Raw genomic sequence first — 18,762 nt, 5'->3', positions numbered from 1 at the left:
TACCGTCGCGACCCCCATGAAGCTCGCCCGCGAGTTCTACGCCCGCGACACGCGCGAGGTGGCGCGCGACCTGCTGGGCAAGGTGCTCGTCCACCGGGACGGGGGCGTCCGGCGCGCCGCCCGGATCGTGGAGACCGAGGCGTACCACGGTCCGGACGACCTCGCCTCGCACGCGCGCTTCGGGCCCACCCGCCGCGCCGGGATCATGTTCGGCCCCGCCGGCGTGGCGTACGTCTACCTCATCTACGGCACGAGCCACTGCATGAACGTGGTCACCGGCGCGGAGGGCTTCCCCTCCGCGGTGCTGCTGCGCGCCGGCGAGCCCGTCGAGGGCTGTCTCCACTCCACGCGCGGCCCGGGGAACCTCTGCCGCGCGCTCGCCATCCGGCGCGAGCACGACAACGGCCGCGACCTCGCGGGCGACGACCTGTTCGTGGAGGACGCGCCGCCGCCGCGCGAGCGGATCGTCGCCGCCCGCCGCGTGAACGTCGACTACGCCGGACCCTGGGCGGAGCGGCCGTGGCGGTTCGCGCTCGAAGGGAACGCGTTCGTGAGCCGCGCGCCGGGCGAGTGGCGGGCGGTCCGCGGCCGCCGCCGCTGATCCGGGCGAGCGATCGGCTCGGCCGGACGGCGCCGCCCGGCGGGGAGAGGCTCGCCCGCGCGCCGCCTCGCTCGAGGCCGATCTGGGTTATGTTCCGCGCGTGCTCCACCTCCTCGGCCAGGACAGCCGCGCGCTCGCGCGAAAGGCGGGGATCTCGCTCGAGGACGCGCGCCGCATCACCGGGGCGGTGATCGGCCGCGGGGCGCCGCTCCGCTCGGCGCGCAACGTGCGCCGCGCGGTGCTCGATCGCGTGGAGGCGCTCGCGACGCCGGGCGAGCTGCGGCGGGTCGCGTGCACCGACGCGAAGGACGGCTTCCGCCGCTACCTGCTCGAGCTCGGCGACGGCGCGCGGGTGGAGGCGGTGCGGATCCCGCTGTTCGACACCCACCACACCGTGTGCCTCTCCTCGCAGGCGGGCTGCGCGCTCGGCTGCTCCTTCTGCGCGACCGGCGCGCTCGGGCTCGCCCGCTCGCTCCGCGCGTGGGAGATCGTCGCGCAGCTGCTCCACGTCCGCGCGGACTCGACGCGGCCCATCACCGGCGTCGTGTTCATGGGCCAGGGCGAGCCGTTCCTCAACTACGACGCGGTGCTCGAGGCGGCGTACACGCTGTGCGATCCCGCCGGCGGGCGCATCGACGGGCGCCGCATCTCGATCTCGACCGCGGGCGTCGTCCCCATGATCCGCCGCTACACGGCGGAGGGGCACAAGTTCCGCCTGTGCGTCTCCCTCAACGCCGCGATCCCCTGGAAGCGCCGCGCCCTCATGCCGATCGAGGAGGGCTTCCCGCTCGACGAGCTCGTGGACGCGGTCCGCGAGCACGCCGCCCAGCGCGGGCGCGTGACCCTCGAGTACGTGATGATCGCGGGCGTGAACACCGGCGACGAGGACGCGGCCGCGCTCGGCCGGCTCCTCGCCGGCATCCCGGTGCGCCTCAACCCCATCGCGGTGAACGACGCGACGGGCCGCCACCGCCCGCCGGACGAGGCGGAGTGGAACGCCTTCCGCGACGCCCTCGCGCGCGAGCTGCCGGGGCAGCCGATCGTGCGCCGCTACTCGGGCGGCCAGGACGAGCACGCCGCCTGCGGGATGCTCTCCTCCCGCACCCGCTAGCGGCGAGGCGCGAGCCCCGCCGCGCCTCGGCCCGCCGGGCTCGGAGTCAGCCGAGGGCCGACACGAGCGCGTGGGTGGCGAGGTAGAACACCGCCGCCACGATGGCCGAGGCGGGGATGGTCAGGATCCAGGCCCACACGATCCGGCCCGCGACGCCCCAGCGCACCGCCCGCGTGCCCCTGGTCGAGCCGACGCCGACGATCGCCCCGGTGATGGTGTGCGTCGTGGAGACCGGGATGCCGTAGTGCGCGAGCGCGAGGATGGTGACGCCGCCGCCGGTCTCCGCGGAGAACCCGCCGATGGGCTGCAGCTTCGTGAGGCTATGGCCCATCGTCTTCACGATGCGCCAGCCGCCGAACATCGTGCCGAGCGCGATGGCGCCGTGGCAGGCGAGCACCACCCAGAACGGCACCGGGAACTTGGCCGCCACGTCGGCGGTCGAGACGCGGTCCGCCCAGACCGTGCCGTAGAGGATGACCGAGATGACGCCCATGACCTTCTGGGCGTCGTTCGTGCCGTGGCTGTAGCTGAAGATGGCGGCGGAGACGAGCTGCAGGCGCCGGAACCAGTGGTCGACGCGCGCGGGGGTCCCGCGCCGCGACAGCCAGGCGGTCAGGATCATCATCGCCGAGCCGAGCGTCAGGCCGATGAGCGGCGACAGCACGATGAACGCCACGATCTTGATGATCCCCGAGGCGATGAGCCCCGAGGTGCCGAGGGAGGGGATGGTCGCGCCGATGATCCCGCCGGCGAGGGCGTGGGAGGACGAGGACGGCAACCCCCACATCCAGGTGAGCAGGTTCCAGACGATCGCCCCCATGAGCGCGGAGAACACCACCGTGAGGACGAGCGGCGTGCCCTGCGCCCGCAGCATCCCGAAGTCGACGATGCCCTTGCCCATCGTCGCGGCGACCTTCAGCTCGACGCCCCACAGCACCGGCGCGGCGGAGATGAAGTTGAAGAAGGCGGCCCAGGCGACCGCCCACAGCGGCGAGAGCACGCGCGTCGAGACGACGGTGGCGATGGAGTTCGCCGCGTCGTGGAAGCCGTTGATGAAGTCGAACGCGAGGGCGACGAGGATCAGCCCGACGACGATGGTGAGGAGCATGGGGTTCAGGCGGAGGTGGGTGCGTCGCGCCGGGCGCTAGGCGTGCTCGAGCACCACGCCCTCGAGCACGTTCGCGACGTCCTCGGCGCGGTCGGTGGCGGTCTCGATGAGATCGATGATCTCCTTCCACATGAGGACCGTCAGCGGGTCGTTCCCGCGCTTGAAGAGCTTCGCCATGGTGCGGCGCAGCAGGCTGTCCGCCTGGTTCTCGAGGACGTTCACCTCCTTGCACGCCTCGAGGATCGCGTTCGGGTTCTTCTTCATCTCGCGCAGCCCGACCACCGCCTCGCGCATCTTCTCCGCCTGCGCCACCAGCACCGCCGCGAGGTCGCGCGCCTCCGGCAGCACGTGGTCGATGTCGTAGAGCCCGAGCCGCTCCGCGGCGGCGTCCGCGAGATCGAGCACGTCGTCGATGCGGGAGAGGAGCTCGTGGATCTCGGCGCGGTCGAACGGCGTGATGAACTGCGTGTGCAGCCGGGCGAAGGCGCGGTGGGTGATGTCGTCCGCCCGGTGCTCGACGTCCTTGATGGCCTGGACCTTCGCAGGGACGTCCGTGAAGTCGTCGAGCAGCGCCTTCAGGAGCTTCGCGCCCTCGACGACGGTGGCCGCCTGGGCCTCGAAGTCGGAGAAGAAGTCGTCCGACTTCGGCATCAGCTTCTCGAGCAAGGTCATGGAGCTCTCCGGAGGGTCGCGAGGCGCGCGCAAAATACCCGACCAGGCACATCCGGCCAACGGAGCCGTTGCTCGGAGAGAACGGAGGTGCTCCAAGCGTTACCGCCCGAATGGGGGTGCATCGGGAATTAACCCGAGTGCCTATGGGGGTATGGACGACCGAGGTGGGAGCGTGAACGACAGGGGAGCTTGCTCGTCTGCCTGGCAGGCTTTCATATAGACGCCTGTCCTCAGGCGACGCCGCTCCCCGGAACAGGATCGGGGCGCCCAGCGTTCTCGGACGCGCACACCGCATCACCTCGAGGCCCTCACCCGCACATGCGGTTCGCCGCGAAGATCGGCCTGCTGCTCCTCGCCGTGGGCGTCCTCCCGGTCGCCCTGCTCGGCATCGCCTCGTACACCCTCAGCCGGGACGAGCTGCAGCGGACCGTCGGCAGGATGCAGGAGCAGTCGGCGGAGGACCTCGCCCTCTTCACGGAGCGGTTCGTCTCGGCGGCGCTCGAGAACCTGCGGCTCTCCACGAGCGCGGTGCTCCCCCTCGACGTCTATTCGCGCTCCGAGCTGCGCAACATCCTCGGGCTCCAGTACCGGCAGCTCCGGTTCGTCTCGGTCCTCGCCATCGTCGACGACGGCAAGGCCCCCGTGGCCGGGCCCATCTTCGTCCCGGTGCCGCGGGCGCCCCCCGGCGCAGAGCGCGCCGAGGACCCGGCCCTCGCCGGCCGCGTCCAGGTGAGCGACGAGGCCCTGGACGCCTTCGCGCGCCGCCTGCCGGCGCCGCCCGCCGAGGTGGGGACCTTCGAGCTCTCCGCCCCGTACCGCGGCACGGACGGCGCTCCCCGCCTCGCGGTGGCGCTGCGGCTCGAGCCGAACCGCACCCTGGCCGCCGAGCTCGTGCTCTCGGACGTCGCCGCGCGCGTGGCGGAGCTCTCGCGCAAGGGCGCCGGCGTCGCGTACCTCGTGGACGGGCGCGGGGAGATCCTGGCGCACGGCGACCCCGACGCGCGCATCGCCCCCGAGGAGCAGCGCCTGCCTCGGGAGGGGTTCACCGGGAGCGCCGCCTCCTCGCTGCTCGTCCGCCGCGCCGACGGCCGGCGCTGGCTCGCGGCGTTCGCGCCCGTCGGCACGTACCGCTGGGGGGCGGTGGTCGCGCAGCCGGTGGAGGTGGCGTTCGCCGCCGCGGAGAGCCTCGGCGCCTACACGGTCACGTTCGCGGGCCTGGCGATCCTGCTCGCCCTCGCGGTCGGGTGGCTCCTCGCGCGGCGCGTCGCCCGGCCGGTGCAGCGGCTCTCGCGAGCGGCGGCGTCGATCGCGGCGGGCGACTACCGCGCGCCGGTGGAGGCGCGCGGCCGCGACGAGATCGCCGAGCTCGGCCGCGCCTTCGGGCGGATGACGGCCGAGATCCGCCGCCGCGACGAGGAGATCCGGGGCTGGAACCGCGAGCTGCAGCAGCGCGTCGAGGAGCGCACCGCCGAGCTCAAGACCGCCCAGGACCAGATCCTCCGCACCCGTCGCCTCGCCGCGCTCGGCTCGCTCGGCGCCGGCATCGCCCATGAGCTGAACAACCCCATGACCGCCATCACGGGGTACCTCGCCATCCTGAGGAAGCAGCTCGGCCCGGCCTCGCCGCAGGGGGAGCTCATCTCGCACGCCCAGGAGCAGGCGGCCCGCGTGGCGCGCGTGATCGAGGACCTGCGCAGCTTCGCCGACCAGGAGCGCGCGGCGCAGGGCCAGCGCTTCTCGCTCGTGCGGCCGGTCCGGGCCGCCGTCGACCTCTACGAGGACCGGCTGCGCGCCGCGGGCATCGAGGTCCGGATCCGCTTCGACGAGCCGCTGCCCGACACGCAGGGCGATCCGGTGCAGCTCCAGCAGGTGGTCGCGCACCTCGTCGAGAACGCCATCAACGCCATGCCGCAGGGGGGCGTGCTGGAGGTCTCGGTCGGCTCGATCGACGGAGACGCCCTCCGGCTGCGCGTCGCGGACACGGGCAAGGGCATCCCGTCCCAGCTCCGCGAGCGGATCTTCGATCCGTTCTTCACCACGAAGGACCAGGCGGGCCGCGTGGGGCTCGGGTTATCCGTCTCTCACAGCATCGTGGAGGCGCATCGGGGCAAGATCCTCGTGGAGAGCGAGGAGGGGACCGGGTCGGCGATCACGGTCCTGCTCCCCGCCGCGGCGGCGGCGCACCTGGTCTAGGGAGAGCGATGCCACGAACGCCTGAGGACAGCGCGACGTCGCTCGAGAGCCTGGACGCGGAGCTGCTCGCGCCCGGGCTGCTGCACGAGCTCCGCCAGCCGCTCATGGGGGCCGACGCGGCGGCGACGCTGCTCGAGCGGAGCCTGGGCCCGGCGCTCGAGGGCGCCGAGGAGTGGCGGCTCCTGCGTGGCCAGCTGGCCCGGCTCGGCGAGATCGTGAACGGCTACGAGGGGCTCCTGCGCCCCTCCGCGGCGCCGCCCGCGCCGTTCCCGGTGGGCGCGGCGGTCGCGCGCGCGGTGGAGCTGCTCGCCCACCGCATCCGGCCGCTCGGCCCGCGCTTCGCGCTCGCGCGGGGGCCGGCGGGGCTCGAGGGGTTCGGCCGTCCGGAGGCGCTCGTCCACGTCGCGACGAACCTCCTGTCCAACGCGCTCGACGCGATCGAGGGAGTCGCCGGCGCGCCGCGCATCGCGGTGCGCGTCCTCGCCGAGGGCGACCACGCGGTGGAGGTGCGCGTCTCGGACGAGGGCGCGGGCGTTCCGCCCGAGGCGCACCCACGGCTCTTCGAGCCGCGCTTCACGACGAAGCCGCCGGGCAAGGGAACGGGGCTCGGGCTGCACCTCTCTCGCGTGCTGATGGCGAAAAACGGCGGACAGGTGTACCTCGTCCCCGAGGAGGATCCCGCCCGCTTGCCCTGGGCCGTCACCGAGTTCTGCGTCCTCGTCCGATCTCCCGCCGGAGGTGCGCGGTGAGCGCCATGCGCGTGATGGCGGCGTTCGCCGCGGGCGCGGCGCTCGCCGGGATGGTGGTGGGCGTCGCGAGGGTCAGCGAGGTGGTGGAGCCCTCGACCGCGGTCGCGGAGCCGGCCCTCGCGGCGAAGCCCTCCGCCGCCGAGGCGACGCCCCCCGCCGCGCCCGAGGCGCGCGAGCCGCGCCCCGAGACCCCGGTGAAGTCGCCGGGAGGGTCGCCGCCGGCCCGCTGGCGCGCGCCGCAGGCGGGGCCGGAGGAGGTCACCGCCGGCGTGCTCGCCAAGGTCGCCTCGCGCAGCGCCCAGGAGCGCTGCGAGCCCGCACGCGAGCCGGCCGCGGCCGATCGGCGCGGCGGCAAGGGCGCGGGCGCGCCGCGCGGCCCGAAGGCGGAGCGCTGCCCACCCGAGGAAGGGATCGATTCGGTCGAGATCGACTGGAATGCTCCGTCCGCGACGCGCTGAGCCGAGGGTCCTCGCCCTCCTCGCGGTGGTCACGGGCATCCTGCTCGCGGCCGAGAGGCCGGCGCACGCCGCGGCGCCCCCTCCACGCGCCCCGCCGGCCGAGGACGGCGCGCCCGCCGGAGGCGGAGCGCTGCGCATCACGGCCGATCCGCCCCGCCTCGTGCTCGGCCGGCACGGCACCGCCGAGCTGCGCATCTCGGCCCCGCCGGAGGTCGAGGAGCTCACCCTCACCGCGAGCGCGGGTCGCGTGGAGGGCGTGCGCCGGCTGTCCGGCGGCGGATTCGTCGCGCGCTATCGCGCGCCCGCAGAGCGCTACCCGCAGGTCGCCATCGTCGCCGCCACGGCGCAGGGCGCCGCCGGCCCGCTCGACGGCTGGCTCGCGCTCCCGCTCTCGGGTCAGGGAGACGCGCGCGTCAAGGCCGATCCGAGGCAGATCGTCACCCTGCGGATCGGCGATCGCACCTTCGGACCGAGGACGGCCGGCGCCGACGGGCTGGCCGTCATCCCGGTCATCGTCCCTCCCGGCGTGCGCGAGGCGCATCACGGCTTCCGCTCGGTGGACCTGCACGTGCCGGAGACGTCGCTCGTGCACGCCGTCGCGCACCGCGCGACGGTGCAGGCGGATCGCGCCGAGCAGGTGCGGGTCGTCGCCTACGTCGTCGCGCCGCACGGCGCGGCGCGCCGCGGGGACGTGCCCGTGCTCGAGCCGTCGCGCGGCTCTGTCTCGATGACGTCGCGCGAGCCGGGCGCCTTCGAGGTGGTCTGGACGTTGCCGCCCGGCCCGAGCCGGGAGGAGCGGCTCGCGGTCCGGCTCGCGGGGGCGCCGGCCTCGAAGGCGGCGGTCAAGGTGGCCGCCCTGCCCGGGCCGCCGGCCGGCGTCGCGCTGAGCTTCGATCGCGACGCCTTCGTGGCGGAGGACGAGACGCCGGCGGAGGTGGTCGTCACCGCGCGCGTCGTGGACGCGGCGGGGAACACCGCCTCGCAGGGCCCGCGCGACCTCGAGCTCGACGCCGACGCCGGGGCCCTCTCGCGCCCCGTGGAGCGCGAGCCGGGGGTCCACGAGGCGCGCCTCGCGGTGCCTCCGCGCTTCGGCAGCCGCCGCGAGGTCCTCGTCACGGCCCGTGCGGGCGGGACCTTCGCCGGCTCGCGCGCGCTTCAGCTCCGCCCGGGGCCGCCGGCCACCGCCCGCATCGAGGGCCGCACGGTCGTGGCGGACGGCGCCCGGGAGGCGTCGCTGCGGGTGGTCGTGCAGGACCGCCACGGGAACCCCGTCCCCGCCACGCCCACCCTCGCGGCGGCGCGTGGCCGCGTCCTCGAGGTCGCGCTCGACGGAGACGGCGCGTACCGGGCGCGCTATCTCACGCCCGCCGTGGAGCGGCGCGGCGAGGACAGGCTCACCCTGGCGGTGGGGGACGTGCGCGCGCAGGGGACGGTCCTGCTCGTGCCGCCGCGCGGGCGCGAGGGGCTGCTCCTCTCGGCGGGCGCCGCCTTCGGGCGTGGCGGCGCGCTCGGGCCCCGCGCGGCCGTGGCGCTCGAGCGCGACGCGGCGCGCGAGGTGGCCGGGCTCGGACTCTCCTGGCGCCTCGACGCGGAGTGGACGCGGCTCTCGCGGGTCTCGGAAGAGGAGGCTGGGAGCTCGCGCGCGTCCACGGCCGGATCGTTCCTCGCCGGGGCGAGCGTCCGGCGCGAGCTCGGGGCGACCACGGTGTGGGCGAGCGCGGGGGCGGGGGTGGTCCTCGAGCGCTCGCGGCCGGGCGGGAGCGGCGCGGCGCCGGCGGGGCGGCTGGCCCTCGGCGCCGGATGGCTGCAGCGGGAAGGGATGCCGTTCGTGGAGGCGAGCGCGCTCGGGGCGGACCGCGGGGCGCTCCCGTCGTTCGCGCTCTCCGTGGGCGTGCGCATCGGGCGGAAGGAGCGGCATGGCGACGATCCTCATCGTCGATGACGAGCCCGTCATCCTCGACGTCTTCCGCCGCTTCCTCGAAGGCGACGGGCGCAGGCTCCTGCTCGCCGGCTCCGTCCGCGAGGCGCTCGCCATCGCCGCCGAGGCCCGCGAGATCGACGTCGCCATCATCGACAAGAACCTGGGCGACGGCTCGGGCCTGGACGTCGCGCGCGGGCTCAAGGCCGTGAAGCCAGACGCGGAGGTGATCCTCGTCACCGGCTACGCCTCGATCGACTCCGCCATCGCCGCGGTCCAGATCGGCGCCTACGACTACGTGACGAAGCCGGTCTCGGACTACGACGCGCTGAACCTCAAGGTGCAGAACGCGATCGACAAGGGCCGCATGCGGCGCGAGCAGCGCGATCTCGTCGCGCGCCTCATGGAGAGCGAGTCCCTGCACCGCGGCGTCTTCGAGACCTCGTCCGACCCGATCCTGCTGGTGGACGTGGACTCCGGCCGCATCGGCGACGCGAACCCCGCCGCGGAGCGGCTCTACGGCGAGCCGCGCGAGCGGCTGCGGGAGCGGTGCTACGGCGAGCTGCAGCCGCCCGGGAAGGACGGCGAGGTGGCCACCCTCCCCGCGCCCGGCGCCCGCTCGCTCCCGGCGCGCCATCGCCGGCCGGACGGCTCGGAGCTGCCGGTGGAGCTCACCGCCGGCGAGCTGCGGCTCCAGGATCGCTCGCTGCGCGTGCTCTCCATCCGCGACGTCTCCGAGCGCGAGCGCGCCGAGGAGGCGCGGCGCGCGCTCGAGCAGAACCTCCGCCAGGCGCAGAAGATGGAGGCGGTCGGGCGGCTCGCGGGCGGCGTCGCGCACGACTTCTCCAACGTCCTCGCGGTGATCCTGGGCTACTCCGAGCTGCTCATGCGCGATCTGCCGGCGGGCGACGCGCGGTCGCGCGAGAGCGCGGAGGGCATCGTCGAGGCGGCGCACCGGGCGGCGGGGGTGACGCGCCAGCTCCTCACCCTCTCGCGCAAGAAGCTGCTGCGCCCGGAGGTCCTCTCGCTCAACAAGGTGGTGCAGGACCTCGGCAAGCTCCTCGCCCGCGCCATCGGCGAGCGCATCGAGCTCACGACGCGGCTGCAGGACGGCCTCTGGCCGGTGCTCGCCGACGCGGACCAGCTCGCGCAGGTGCTGCTCAACCTGGCGGTGAACGCGCGCGACGCCATGCCCGACGGAGGCCCGCTCGCGATCGAGACCGCCAACGTCGAGCTCTCGGAGCCGCCGCGCGACCTCCCCATCCCCGCGGGCCGCTACGTGTCGCTGGCCGTGAGGGACGGCGGCTGCGGCATGACGGAGGAGGTCCGCTCCCGCATCTTCGACCCCTTCTTCACCACCAAGGAGACCGGCACCGGCCTCGGGCTGGCCACCGTCTACGGCATCGTGCGCCAGGCGGGCGGGGCCATCCGGGTCGACTCGGAGCCGGGCCAGGGCGCCACGTTCACGGCGTTCCTCCCGGTGGGCGCCGAGCAGGGCGGCCGGGCGCACGTCCCCGTCGCGGCGGCCGCGCCGCGCGGCCTCGGCGAGGTGGTCGTGCTCGCGGAGGACGAGGACGCGCTGCGGGTCCTGCTCGGCCGCGTGCTGGCCGGGAGCGGCTACGAGGTCGTCGCCGGGCGCAACGGGGCGGAGGCCCTGCAGGCGGCGCGCGAGCGGGGAGGCCGGGTGGATCTCCTCCTCGCCGACCTCGTCATGCCGCGCATGACCGGCGCGGAGCTGGCGCACGCGCTCCAGGGGGAGCAGCCGGCCATGAAGGTGCTCTTCATGACCGGCCACACCGAGGACGCCCTCGTCGAGGACCGGCTGCGCGACGGCGACGTCGAGCTCATCCAGAAGCCGTTCACGAGCGAGATCCTGCTCGGCCACGTCCGGCGGCTGCTCGGGCCGGCGAAGGCGAGCGCGTGAGACCGCCGGCGGGGCGCCCTAGACCACGGCGCGCGATTCGGAGAAACAGCGCGGCGAAGCCGCGCCCGCGGGACGGCGCGCGAGCCCCGAGCCATGCGAGGGGCGAAGCGAGCCCGGGCCCCGCGTAGCAGGGGTGGGGCCCCGACGCCCCTTCGACAGGCTCAGGGTCGGCGGGGCGGGGGCGCAGCCCCGTCAGAACATGGCCAAACCATGGCGTGATTCGCGACACCGAAGGTGATCGCGAATCATGGACCATGGTTTGGCCGCCCGCTTCACAGCGACGCCGGATCTCCCTCGGGCGTCACCCCGCGACGCGTGGATCGCTCGCGCCAGCTGCGCCCGAGCGGACGGTGCATGGGCTTGCGCGAGCTGGCGCGCATCTTGTCGACCTGCTTGCGCACGTGCCGCTTCAGCCGCTCCGAGGCGTCGAGGAGCGCCTTGTAGAGGTCGTCCTCCACGCTCTCGACGTGGACGGTGCGGGCGCCGGGCATCCGGAACGACAGCCGGCACGCCTGATCGACGCCGCCCTTCTTCCGCCGCGAGTCGTCGAAGTGCACGGCCAGCTCGGCGGCCGAGTCGTCGTACACGCGGGCGAGCGGACGCGTGACGTGCTTCTCGATGAACCGCATGACGTCGTTCGGGAGGGACAGGTGGTTCGCGTGGATGGAGAGCTTCATGCCGATACCATGGCCACCGTCCTGGCCCCGCGGGGCCCCACCGGCGGTTAGACTCGCCGGGGTGACCGACCGCCTCTACCTCTCCGACAGCCGCCTGCTCGACTTCGAGGCGATCGTGACCGCCGCCCGCGAGGTCGACGGGCGGGCCGCCGTCCTGCTCGACCGGACGGCCTTCTACCCCGAGGGTGGCGGGCAGCCCGCGGACCGGGGCAGCCTCGGCGGCGTGCCCGTCGTGGACGTGCGAGAGCTGGGCGGAGAGATCCTGCACGTGCTCGCCGGGCCGGCGCCCGCCGGGAAGGTCGCCGGCAGGGTGGACGGGCAGCGCCGCCGGGATCACGTCCAGCAGCACCACGGCCAGCACCTCCTCTCCGCCGCGTTCGAGGGCGCCCGCGGGGCGCGCACGCTCTCGTTCCACCTGGGCGAGGCGACCTGCACCATCGACCTCGACGCCCCGGCGGCGTCGCTCGACGAGGGCGCCCTGCGCGCGGTCGAGGCGGCAGCGAACGCGCTCGTGTTCGCCGACCTGCCGGTCGAGGCGCGCGAGCTCTCGCCCGCGGACCTGGACGCGCTCCCCCTCCGCAAGGCGCCCACGAAGGGCGCGCGGGTGGTGGTGGTGGGCGAGGCGGGGACGCCGGGGGGGATCGTCGACGCGTCTCCCTGCGGCGGCACGCACCCGCGACGCACCGGCGAGGTCGGCGCCATCGCCGTGCTGGGCGTCCAGAAGTGGGGCGCGGGGTCGCGCGTGGAGTTCGTCTGCGGCGCGCGCGCGGTGGCGGCGCTCGCGCAGGCACGGGCCCGCCTCGGAGAGGCTGCGCGGGCGCTGCGCTGCGCGCCGGCGGAGGTGCCGGCGGCGGCGGCGCGGGCGGCGGAGGACGGCGCCGCGAGGCGCAAGGACGTGGAGCGGCTCGCGCTCGCGCTGGCGGCGACCGAGGCCGACCGGCTCGCGGCCGCATCGGGCGGGACCGTCCGGGCGGTGATCGTTCCGCCCGCGGCGGGCGCCCCCGCGTTCGTGAAGGCGGTCGCCGCCGCGCTCGCGGCGCGCGGTCGGGTCGCGCTCCTCGGGGCGGTGGAGGACGGGCGGGCGCACCTCGCCTTCGCGCGCCCGAAGGGGAGCGGCCCGCACCTCGGCGAGCTGGTGCGGGTCGCCGCCGCGGCACTCTCCGGCAAGGGCGGAGGGGCGCCCGACCTGGCGCAGGGCAGCGGGCCGGAGGCGGCGCGGCTCGAGGCGGCGCTGGTCGACGCCGAGGCGACGCTCAGTCCGCCTTGAGCGACACCAGCGTCGCGCCCCACCCTCCGGCGTCCTCGCCGGCCGGACGGAAGGCCGCGACGTCGGGGTGGCGCGCGAGGATCGCCTCCACCGAGCGGCGCAGCGCGCCGGTCCCCTTGCCGTGGACGATGCGCAGCTCGCGCAGGCCCGTCGCGCGGCACGCCGCGAGCCACTCGGGCACGAGGTCCCCCACCTCCGACGGCCGGAAGGCGTGCAGGTCGAGCGTCCCGTCCATCGGGAGCGGTACGGGGTCCTCGAAGGGCGGATCGCCGGGGGGTCCGCCAGCGTCAGGGGGGAGCGGCATGGGCGCGCCCGGGATGATAGCGTCCGCGCATGCTCGCCGCCCGCGCCGCCGCCCTCGCGCTCGCCGCCTCCGTCGCAGCCGCGCCGCTCCCCGCCGCCGCCGGGCCGCACCACGCGCTGCGCTACGATCGCGCCGTCGATCTCCCGCTCACCATCGGCGCGGGCGCGCTCTGGATCGGCTCCGAGCTGGCGAAGCCGTACCTCGCGCCGGAGGGGTGCCGCTGGTGCGATCCCCCCGGGCTCGATCGCGACGCGCGCACCCGGCTCGTCTGGTCCAACACCGTCCCGGCCCGCGTGACCTCGGACCTCCTCGCGTTCGCCGTCGCCCCGGCGGCCGCGCTCGTCCCCCTCGCCGCCGCCGCGGACACCCGGGACGACGCGCTCCTCGACGCGCTCTTCGTGATCGAGGCGGTGGCGATCGCGGCGGACGTGAACCAGCTCGTGAAGTTCGCGGTGGCGCGGGAGCGGCCGTTCGTGCACTTCGGGAACTACGCGGAGCCCGACCGGCCGGCGGATCCGGACGACCAGCTCTCGTTCTACTCCGGCCACACCTCGACGGCCTTCTCGTTCGCGGCGGCGGCGGGCACCGTGGCGAGCCTGCGCGGCTACCGGAGCGCGCCCTGGATCTGGGGCGTCGGCATGGCGCTCGCGTCGGGGGTCGCCTACTTTCGCGTGGCGGCGGATCGGCACTACCTGACCGACGTCCTCACCGGCGCGGTGATCGGCACCGCGGTCGGCGTGGCCGCGCCGAGGCTCCTCCACCCGCGGGAGAGGAGCGGGGCCGGCGACGCCGACGCGGAGCGGGTGACGTTCGTGCCGCTGCCGATCGGCCTGCGCGTGGCGTTCTAGAGAGAAGGCTTCAGGGCTACGGGCTACGAGAGAGGCTCGCCGGCGCCGTTCCCGAAGCCGGGAGCCTGAAGCCCTTGGCCGCTCCGTTCAGGCGACGGCGTCGCCGGCGAGGAGGCGGGCGAGGGTGCCGCGGAGCGCGGCGACCTCGAAGGGCTTCTCGAGGCAGCGTGCGCCGGTCGTCTCGAGGAACGCACGCGCGGAGGCGGTGAACGCGCCGCCGGAGAGGAACAGCATGCGTCCGGAGTGGGGATCCCCCGCCGCGACGAGCGTGCGGTGGAGCTCCATCCCGCTCATCTCCGGCATGAGGAGATCGCAGAGGATCGCGTCGAACTGCTCGCCGCGCGCCAGCCGCTCGAGGGCGCCGCGCGCCGAGGAGGCGGCCACCACCTCGTGGTCGTGCTGCAGCGTGCGCTGCAGCACGGAGGCGACGAGCGGCTCGTCGTCCACCACGAGGATCCGGGCCCGCGCGGCCGCCCGCGGCGGCGGCGTCGGCGCGCCGGCGCCCGCCGCGGGGGCGGGGGGGAGCAGGACGCGGAACGTGGTCCCGGCGCCGGGGGCGCTCTCCACCTCGATCGCGCCGCCGAGCGCGGTGACGATGCCGTGGCAGATGGCGAGCCCGAGGCCGGTCCCGACGCCGGGCGGCTTGGTGGTGAAGAACGGGTCGAAGACGCGCGCGAGGTGCTCCGCGGGGATGCCGCAGCCGGTGTCGCGCACCTCCGCGGCGACGAGGCCGTCGGGGAGCGTCCGGGTGGTCACCCGGACCTCGTGGCGCTCGCGGGCGCCCTCCGGGATCGCCTGGGCCGCGTTGACGAGCAGGTTGAGGAAGACCTGTCCGAGCCGCGCCGCGTTGCCGCGGACGGGCGGCACCGGCGAGAGCGAGCGGGTGACCCGGGCGCGCCGGCAGAGCTCGGCGGCGGCCATGTTGAGGCACGAGCCGAGCACCGACGCGAGCTCCACCGGGCCCTCGTCGTCGTCCTGACCGCGCGAGAAGGTGCGCAGATCCCGGACGATGACGCGCATCCGCTCCGCGCCCTCGCGCGCGTCGCGCGCCGCGTCCGCGACCTGCCGGGCCAGCTCGGCGCCGGCCTCCGGCGCCCCGTCGAGCAGCCGCCCGAGGCGCTCCACCCCGTCCGACACGAAGGCGAGGTTGGCGCTCACGTAGGCGAGCGGCGTGTTCAGCTCGTGCGCCACGCCCGCGGCGAGCGTGCCGACCGACGCCAGGCGATCGGCGAGCGCGAGGCGCGCCTGGAGCTGACGGGTCTCCGTCACGTCCCGGAGCGTCACGAGGGCCCGGCCCGGGAGGATCCCCGGGGTGACCGCCACCTCGACCTGGCATCGCCGCGCGGGCAGCGCGAGCTCCGCCTCGCCGCGCGCCCCGCCGGTGGCGAGGAGGGACGCCCACCCGCCCTCGCCCGCCGCGGCGGAGGCGAGCGGCGCGAGCGCGTCGAGGGGCCGCCCCGCCAGCCCGCCCCGCCCGTCGCCGAGCAGGGTGGCGGCGGCGGCGTTCGCGTCCATCACGAGGCCGCCGCCGGCGACGATGAGCATCGGGTCGCGGGCGCCGTCGAACACGGCACGCAGCTGCCGCTCGCGCGAGAGCAGCTCGTGCTCCGCGTCGGCGCGCGCCAGCGCGGACGCGAGCACGCTCGCCGCCGCCGTGAGGAACCGCTCGTCGTCCGGGGAGAACGTCCGCGGGGCCCGCGCGTAGGCGCCGAGGATTCGCCGCGGTCCGTCCTCGCGCCCGGGGAGCGCCACCTCGAGGGCGGCGACGAAGCCGAGCGTCGCGAGGTGTCCGCCAGGCCGCCCGGCCGCGTCCGCCGGGGAGAGGGCCCGCTCGCGGTCCACGCCCGCGAGCCCGGCCGCCGCCAGGATCGAGCCGCCGCGCGGATCCGCCCGCACCACCGCGACCGCGTCGAGCCGGAGGAGCTCCGCCGCCGTCGCGCAGGCCGTCTTCGCCAGCGGCACGACGTCCTCGGCGTTCATCGCGAGCTCGCCGAGCGCCGCGAGCGCCGCCTCGTGCCGGACCCGCTCACGCAGGGCGCTCTCGTTGCGCTTGCGGCGCGTGATGTCGTGGAACACGACCATCCGGCCGGTCGGCGCGCCGTCGAGCCCCATCGTGGGCGCCACGTGGCGCTCGAGGACGCGGCCATCCACGAGCGAGAGCTCGTCCACGCGGACGGTGGAGGTATCCAGCTGGCGGCAGCACCCGAGCTCGCAGCCGGCGCGGCGCTCGAAGGCGAGCTGTAGCGCCTGGCGGGCGGCGACGGTGTGGCCGAGGGCGCGGATCTCGGCGCGCTCGGCGGCGGGCACTCCCCAGAGCTCGAACAGCCGCTCGCTCGCGGCGAGCAGCCGGCCGTCGACGGACGAGATGAGGAACCCGTCCGGCGAGGCGGCGGAGAGCGCGTCGAACAGCGCGGCCGGGCTGCCGGTGAACAGGTCCGTCGCGCGCGCGACGGGTAGACGCCGGACGTTGCCTGCGAGCGGGTCGGTCACCGGCCCGAAAGGGGATGCATGAACTGGTACAATCGGGGCCGGTCGATGCCGCTAGGAATCGCCCAACAACGGCGCGGAGATCCGCGACCGGAGGTGCGACAACGGCGGAGGTGTAGGGATACCCGGGTGCGTTCCGCCCCGGGGTTTGGGCGTCACACCATGCCGGCTTCCGCCGGGAACAGCTCCGAGACCCGCTCCGGCGGCCTCGCCACGAGGCCCCGCTCCCCGCACACGACGATGGGGCGCTCGAGGATGCGCGGGTGCTGGACGATCGCTCGGATGAGCGCGTCGGGAGCGGTCCGCTCCGAGAGCCGCAGCGCCTGGTACTCGTCGGCGTCGGCGCGGGCGAGCGCGTGAGGTGGCGCGCCCAGCACCCGCAGCAGCGCGTCGAGCTCCTCGACCGTGGGCGGCTCCTCCAGGAAGCGGCGAAGGCTCGGCTCGACGCCTCGCTCGCGGAGGAGCTCGAGGGTGCGGCGGCTCGCGGGGCAGCGCGCGTCGAACCAGAGGACGCAGTGCGGGGGCATCGCGGCGGATAATAGAGGGAGCTTGGATCTCGCGCACCACCTCGAGCACCTGTCCTCCCTCCTCGACGCCGAGCGCGGGGAGGAGCGCGCCCGCCTCGACGAGGCACGGAAGCGCCTCGGGGTCGCGGAGCGCGAGGCGCGCGGGCTGGCGCTCGCGGACGTGGAGGCGGTCGAGGAGGCGGCGCTCGCCGGCAGGGCGCTCGTGACGTACGCGCGCCCCGGGGGCCGGCCGCTCGGCGGTGGGCGGGTGGGCGTCGGCAGCCTCGTATCGGTGACGCTCCGCCGCGAGGAGCGGCCCGACGCGCCGCGCGGGGTGGTCGCGCGCCGGAGCCGCGCCAGCATCGCGGTCGCCTTCGACGAGCCCCCTCCCGACTGGGCGACCGACGGCCGGGTCGTGCTCGAGCTCGAGCCCTCCCCGGTGACGTGGGAGCGGCTCGCCGGCGGGCTCGCGCGCCTGCGGGACGATCCGGCCGGCCGCCGCTGGCACCCGGTGCTCGCGGGGACGGCGCCGCGCTTCGAGCGGGCCGCCCGCGGACCGGTCCTCGCGAGCGTCCTCAACGCCGAGCAGGCGGCGGCGCTCGACCTCGCCGATCGCGCCGTGGACCTCGCGCTCGTGCACGGGCCGCCGGGGACCGGCAAGACCACCGTGCTGGTGGAGGTGATCCGCCGGGCCGTCGCGCGCGGGGAGAAGGTGCTCGCCACCGCCCCCTCCAACCTCGCGGTGGACAACCTCGTCGAGCGGCTCGCCGCCGCGGGCGTGCGCTGCGTACGGGTCGGGCACCCGGCCCGGGTGCTGCCGGCCGTCCTCTCGCACACGCTCGAGGCGCTCACCGAATCCCACGAGGCGGCCCGGATCGCGCGCGGCCTCGTCGAGGAGGCGATCGCGCTGCGCCGCTCGGCCGCCAGGCGGCGCCAGAAGCGCGGCCCGGGCCGGTTCAGCGCTTCGCGGGAACAGGAGCGCGACGCCCGCGCCTTGTTCGCGGAGGCGCGCACGCTCGAGGCCCGCGCAGAGGGCGAGGTCCTCGACCGGGCGGAGGTGGTGCTCTCCACGCTGACCGGCCTCGACGCCCCTCCCCTCGCGCGCAGGAGGTTCACGCTCGCGGTCGCCGACGAGGCGACGCAGGCGGTCGAGCCCGCCCTGTACCTCGCCCTGCTCCGCGCGGAGCGGGCGGTCCTCGCGGGCGACCACCTTCAGCTCCCTCCGACGGTGCTCTCGGGGGCGGCGCAGGCCGGCGGGCTGGGCGTGTCGCTCTTCGAGCGGCTGGTCGCGCTTCACGGGGACGCGATCAAGGTCACCCTCGCCGAGCAGCACCGCATGAACGCCCGCATCATGGCGTTCCCATCCGAGGCGCTCTACGGCGGGGCGCTCCGGGCCCACCCCGCCGTCGCCGAGCGCGCGATCGACGGCGCGCCGCTCGAGGTGGTGGACACCGCGGGGCGCGGCTTCGAGGAGGAGACGCCGGAGGGCTCCGACTCCAAGCAGAACGCGGGCGAGGCGGCGCTGGTCGCCGGCGAGGTCGAGGCGCTCCTCGCCCAGGGGCTCGATCCCGCCGAGGTGGCAGTGATCTCCCCGTACGACGCCCAGGTCCAGCGCCTGCGTCAGCTCCTCGCGGCGCACCTCGATCGCGGCCTCGAGGTGGACACGGTGGACGGCTTCCAGGGGCGCGAGAAGGACGCGGTCGTCGTCTCCCTCGTGCGGGCCAACGAGACGGGAGAGGTCGGGTTCCTCGCGGACGTGCGTCGCATGAACGTGGCGCTCACCCGGGCCCGGATGAAGCTCGTCGTGGTCGGCGACGGCGCGACCGTGGCGCGCCATCCGTTCTACGCGCGGTTCCTGTCGCACGCGGAGGCCAGCGGCGCGTGGCGCAGCGCGTGGGAGCGAACGCGGGAACCTCTGTAAATGCGCGCTCTCGCGCGG

At 75.7% G+C, this 18,762-nt stretch carries 15 protein-coding genes and 1 pseudogene; 10 read left to right on the top strand and 6 right to left on the bottom strand.

Going from position 1 to position 18,762, the window contains the following annotated elements; genetic code table 11:
* Nucleotides 1–16: 16 nt before the first annotated feature.
* Nucleotides 17–635 (top strand): annotated as a pseudogene (locus ANAE109_RS22485) (DNA-3-methyladenine glycosylase); the annotation flags it as partial.
* 66 nt (nt 636–701) lie between these two features.
* A complete protein-coding gene (locus ANAE109_RS22480; protein WP_012099202.1) occupies nt 702–1,712 on the top strand; it encodes a radical SAM protein in 1,011 nt (336 codons plus the stop codon).
* A gap of 46 nt (nt 1,713–1,758) precedes the next feature.
* Here the strand turns inward: ANAE109_RS22480 and ANAE109_RS22475 are convergent, their stop codons facing one another.
* Together ANAE109_RS22475 and ANAE109_RS22470 are read right to left on the bottom strand one after the other, a co-directional pair.
* Nucleotides 1,759–2,820 (bottom strand): inorganic phosphate transporter, encoded by a 1,062-nt coding sequence (locus ANAE109_RS22475; protein WP_012099201.1) that lies wholly within the window; start codon nt 2,818–2,820, stop codon nt 1,759–1,761.
* A gap of 36 nt (nt 2,821–2,856) precedes the next feature.
* Nucleotides 2,857–3,492, bottom strand: coding sequence for a DUF47 domain-containing protein (locus ANAE109_RS22470; protein ID WP_012099200.1), 636 nt, complete (start codon nt 3,490–3,492; stop codon nt 2,857–2,859).
* Nucleotides 3,493–3,810: 318 nt separating this feature from the next.
* Between ANAE109_RS22470 and ANAE109_RS22465 the strand changes: the two genes are divergently transcribed.
* From ANAE109_RS22465 to ANAE109_RS22445, 5 genes are read left to right on the top strand one after another with little or no spacing between them, the layout of a single operon-like run.
* Nucleotides 3,811–5,685 carry an ATP-binding protein gene (locus tag ANAE109_RS22465; RefSeq protein WP_083776981.1) on the top strand — a complete coding sequence of 625 codons (1,875 nt, stop codon included), beginning with the start codon at nt 3,811–3,813 and terminating at the stop codon, nt 5,683–5,685.
* A gap of 8 nt (nt 5,686–5,693) precedes the next feature.
* Nucleotides 5,694–6,434 carry a sensor histidine kinase gene (locus ANAE109_RS22460; RefSeq protein WP_012099198.1) on the top strand — a complete coding sequence of 247 codons (741 nt, stop codon included), beginning with the start codon at nt 5,694–5,696 and terminating at the stop codon, nt 6,432–6,434.
* Nucleotides 6,431–6,892 carry a hypothetical protein gene (locus ANAE109_RS23855; RefSeq protein WP_012099197.1) on the top strand — a complete coding sequence of 154 codons (462 nt, stop codon included), beginning with the start codon at nt 6,431–6,433 and terminating at the stop codon, nt 6,890–6,892. The genes ANAE109_RS22460 and ANAE109_RS23855 overlap by 4 nt, the downstream gene beginning before the upstream one ends.
* The gene (locus ANAE109_RS22450) at nt 6,870–8,834 is read left to right on the top strand and encodes a hypothetical protein (RefSeq protein ID WP_012099196.1); all 1,965 of its coding nucleotides are present in this window, start codon (nt 6,870–6,872) and stop codon (nt 8,832–8,834) included. Before ANAE109_RS23855 ends, ANAE109_RS22450 begins: the two co-directional genes overlap by 23 nt.
* Nucleotides 8,809–10,734, top strand: coding sequence for a response regulator (locus ANAE109_RS22445; RefSeq protein ID WP_012099195.1), 1,926 nt, complete (start codon nt 8,809–8,811; stop codon nt 10,732–10,734). The genes ANAE109_RS22450 and ANAE109_RS22445 overlap by 26 nt, the downstream gene beginning before the upstream one ends.
* Nucleotides 10,735–11,006: 272 nt before the next feature.
* On the opposite strand, the gene ANAE109_RS22440 is transcribed toward ANAE109_RS22445, so the two are convergent.
* Entirely contained in the window at nt 11,007–11,411 is a 405-nt protein-coding gene (locus ANAE109_RS22440; RefSeq protein WP_012099194.1) for an HPF/RaiA family ribosome-associated protein, read from the bottom strand.
* 61 nt (nt 11,412–11,472) lie between these two features.
* Here ANAE109_RS22440 and ANAE109_RS22435 point away from each other — a divergent pair, with 61 nt between their 5' ends.
* Nucleotides 11,473–12,678, top strand: coding sequence for a DHHA1 domain-containing protein (locus ANAE109_RS22435; RefSeq protein ID WP_012099193.1), 1,206 nt, complete (start codon nt 11,473–11,475; stop codon nt 12,676–12,678).
* Here ANAE109_RS22435 and ANAE109_RS22430 read toward each other — a convergent pair.
* Nucleotides 12,665–12,982, bottom strand: coding sequence for a Smr/MutS family protein (locus ANAE109_RS22430; RefSeq protein WP_012099192.1), 318 nt, complete (start codon nt 12,980–12,982; stop codon nt 12,665–12,667). The genes ANAE109_RS22435 and ANAE109_RS22430 overlap by 14 nt on opposite strands.
* Nucleotides 12,983–13,011: 29 nt before the next feature.
* Between ANAE109_RS22430 and ANAE109_RS22425 the strand changes: the two genes are divergently transcribed.
* A complete protein-coding gene (locus ANAE109_RS22425; RefSeq protein WP_012099191.1) occupies nt 13,012–13,830 on the top strand; it encodes a phosphatase PAP2 family protein in 819 nt (272 codons plus the stop codon).
* Between the two features lie 87 nt (nt 13,831–13,917).
* Here ANAE109_RS22425 and ANAE109_RS23850 read toward each other — a convergent pair whose 3' ends face one another.
* Entirely contained in the window at nt 13,918–16,320 is a 2,403-nt protein-coding gene (locus ANAE109_RS23850) for an ATP-binding protein (protein ID WP_012099190.1), read from the bottom strand.
* 152 nt (nt 16,321–16,472) lie between these two features.
* Nucleotides 16,473–16,844 carry an ArsC/Spx/MgsR family protein gene (locus tag ANAE109_RS22415; RefSeq protein ID WP_041448634.1) on the bottom strand — a complete coding sequence of 124 codons (372 nt, stop codon included), beginning with the start codon at nt 16,842–16,844 and terminating at the stop codon, nt 16,473–16,475.
* A 22-nt stretch (nt 16,845–16,866) separates the two neighbouring features.
* Between ANAE109_RS22415 and ANAE109_RS22410 the strand changes: the two genes are divergently transcribed.
* On the top strand, nt 16,867–18,744 hold the full coding sequence (locus ANAE109_RS22410; protein ID WP_041448633.1) for an AAA domain-containing protein: 1,878 nt from the start codon (nt 16,867–16,869) through the stop codon (nt 18,742–18,744).
* Nucleotides 18,745–18,762: the final 18 nt, after the last annotated feature.

This window comes from Anaeromyxobacter sp. Fw109-5 (assembly GCF_000017505.1).
Lineage (GTDB): Bacteria > Myxococcota > Myxococcia > Myxococcales > Anaeromyxobacteraceae > Anaeromyxobacter.
The sequence above is the reverse complement of the archived record's forward strand: the minus strand, read 5'-3'. Positions and strand labels throughout refer to the sequence as shown.

Bases quoted from the DNA above. Each gene is read 5' to 3' on its own strand.
- ANAE109_RS22475 (WP_012099201.1), bottom strand. From the start codon at position 2,820: ATGCTCCTCACCATCGTCGTCGGGCTGATCCTCGTCGCCCTCGCGTTC.
- ANAE109_RS22470 (WP_012099200.1), bottom strand. From the start codon at position 3,492: ATGACCTTGCTCGAGAAGCTGATGCCGAAGTCGGACGACTTCTTCTCC.
- ANAE109_RS22465 (WP_083776981.1), top strand. From the start codon at position 3,811: ATGCGGTTCGCCGCGAAGATCGGCCTGCTGCTCCTCGCCGTGGGCGTC.
- ANAE109_RS22460 (WP_012099198.1), top strand. From the start codon at position 5,694: ATGCCACGAACGCCTGAGGACAGCGCGACGTCGCTCGAGAGCCTGGAC.
- ANAE109_RS22450 (WP_012099196.1), top strand. From the start codon at position 6,870: ATGCTCCGTCCGCGACGCGCTGAGCCGAGGGTCCTCGCCCTCCTCGCG.
- ANAE109_RS22445 (WP_012099195.1), top strand. From the start codon at position 8,809: ATGGCGACGATCCTCATCGTCGATGACGAGCCCGTCATCCTCGACGTC.
- ANAE109_RS22440 (WP_012099194.1), bottom strand. From the start codon at position 11,411: ATGAAGCTCTCCATCCACGCGAACCACCTGTCCCTCCCGAACGACGTC.
- ANAE109_RS22430 (WP_012099192.1), bottom strand. From the start codon at position 12,982: ATGCCGCTCCCCCCTGACGCTGGCGGACCCCCCGGCGATCCGCCCTTC.
- ANAE109_RS22425 (WP_012099191.1), top strand. From the start codon at position 13,012: ATGCTCGCCGCCCGCGCCGCCGCCCTCGCGCTCGCCGCCTCCGTCGCA.
- ANAE109_RS22415 (WP_041448634.1), bottom strand. From the start codon at position 16,844: ATGCCCCCGCACTGCGTCCTCTGGTTCGACGCGCGCTGCCCCGCGAGC.